Here is a 2458-nt window from a genome sequence, read left to right on the forward strand (position 1 = left end):
GGCGCTGCAACAGGGGATGCTCTACCACACGCTGTACGAGGCGGGCACGGGGGTGTATGTCGAGCAGTTGGTGTCGACGCTACGGGGCGGGCTGGATCGGGCGGCATTCATGGCGGCGTGGGCGCAGGTGGTGGAGCGGCATGCGGTGCTGCGGACGCGCTTTGTGTGGGCGGGCCTGGCCGAGCCGGTGCAGGTGGTCCACCAGCGGGCCGAGGTGCCCTGGCACCTCGACGACTGGCGCGCCCTGCCCCCAACCGAGCGCGAGGCACGCTTCGCCGCGTTTCTAGCCGCAGACCGACGGCACGGGTTTACGCTCACGGATGTTCCGCTGATGCGGCTGGCGCTGTTCCAGGTCGCCGACGACGCGCACTATTTCGTGTGGACAGTTCACCATCTACTGATAGATGGCTGGTCGCTGCCGCTGGTGCTGAACGAGGTCTTCGCGGCCTACGAGGCGGCGGTGCAGGGCCGCGCCTGGTCGCGTCCGCTGCCGCGTCCGTATCGCGACTATATCGCGTGGTTGCAGCAGCAGGATGTTGCGCAGGCCGAACGCTTCTGGCGTGCCTTCCTCGCCGACTTCTCCGCGCCCACGCCGCTGGGTGTCGATCGGCTCATCACCACGGAAAAGGCAGCCGCCGGATATGCCAGGGAGCGACTCCGAATCTCAGAGTCGACGACGGAGGCGCTGAATGAACTGGCGCGGCAGCAGGGGTTGACGCTGAACACGGTGGTGCAGGGCGCGTGGGCGCTGCTGCTGAGCCGCTACAGCGGCACGCCCGATGTCGTCTTCGGCGCGACCGTCGCTGGCCGTCCGCCGGAGCTGACCGGCGTCGAGCGCATGGTCGGCCTGTTCATCAACACCTTGCCCGTCCGCGTGCAGGTCGCGCCCGATGCAGCCCTAGGAGATTGGCTGAAACAGGTGCAGGCGCAGCAAGCCGAGCTGCGGCAGTATGAGCACACTTCACTGGTCCAGATCCAAAGCTGGAGCGAGGTACCACGCGGACAGCCGCTCTTTGAGAGCATTCTTGTCTTTGAAAACTATCCGGCTATATCCGCCGCTGCTGAAGGCGATCAGCAATCGCTGACGATGACGGATCGACGAGGTGTTGAGCAGAGCAACTACCCGCTGACGATCGCGGTTGGGCCGCATCGGGAGCTGGAATTCGTGATCAGCTATGATTGCCAACGCTTCGAGGCTGCCACGATCAAGCGCTTACTGGGACACCTGAGCGTGCTGCTGACGAGCATGGCGCTCAATCCGGCGCAGCAGCTCGCCGAGCTGCCGCTGCTGACCGAGGCCGAGCAGCGACTCTTGGACGCATGGAACGCGACGGCCTACGACTATCCGCGCGCGCCGCTGGTCCATGACCTGATCGCCCGGCAGGCCGCGAGAGAACCGGAGGCAATCTCGCTGGTCTGTGGTGATGAGTGTACTACCTACGCGGGCCTGGACGCCCACGCCAATCAGCTCGCGCACCATCTGTGCAGCCTGGGCGTCGGGCCGGAGCGACGGGTCGCGGTCTGTCTCGATCGGTCGCTCGATCTGGTCGTGGCGCTGCTGGCCGTGCTCAAAGCCGGTGGGGCCTACGTCCCGCTCGATCCCAGCACCCCCGCCGAGCGTCTTGCCTTCATCCTCGCCGATTGCCAGGCCGAGGTGGTGATCACCACCTCCGCCCTGCGCACCAGCCTGCCGCAGCATCAGGCAGCGGTGCTCTGCCTCGACACCGACGCCCCGGCCATCGCTGCCCAGCCCATCGATCCGCCCGACAGCGCTGTTACGGCCTCCAATCTGGCCTATCTGATCTATACATCGGGTACGACCGGGACGCCCAAGGCGGTGCAGGTGGCGCACGCCAACCTGCTGCACACCCTTTACGCCAGCCAGCACGCCTTCGGCTACAAGGAGACAGACATTCAACCCTGGCTCGCCTCCGTCGCCTTCGACATCGCCGCGTTTGAGCTATTCAACCCGCTGCTCGTCGGTGGCACGGTGGTGATCCAGACCCAGGAGCAAATCCTCGACCTGCCGCAGTTGGTCCGCGACCTGCAAGGCTGGACCCTGCTCCACGCCGTGCCCAGCCTGCTCCGCCAGATCGTGGAGCACGCCGCCGCGTACGGCCCCGCGCCCTACGCCGGGCTGCGCCGCATCTGGGTCGGCGGCGATGTCGTGCCGCCCGATTTGCTCGCCGCCGCCCACGCCGCCTTCCCGCACGCGGACCTCGTCGTGCTCTACGGCCCAACCGAAGGCACGATCATCTGCGCCTGTCACCGCGTCGATCCTAGCCACCTCCCCAGCCGCCCGGTGATTGGGCGTCCACTGCCCAACAGCCAGCTCCGCCTCATCGACGCCCACGGCCACGCGGTGCCGATCGGTGTGGTTGGCGAGCTGTACCTGGGCGGGCTGGGTGTTACGCGCGGCTACCTCCATCGTCCGGAGCTGACGGCGGAGAAGTACGTC

General features: G+C 67.0%; 1 protein-coding gene. It reads left to right on the forward strand.

All coding sequences use genetic code 11. The features are described 5' to 3' along the window. On the forward strand, positions 1–2458 hold a 2458-nt coding region (locus VFZ66_07080; GenBank protein HEX6288935.1), incomplete at both ends, for an amino acid adenylation domain-containing protein.

The organism is Herpetosiphonaceae bacterium (genome assembly GCA_036374795.1).
Lineage (GTDB): Bacteria > Chloroflexota > Chloroflexia > Chloroflexales > Kallotenuaceae > LB3-1.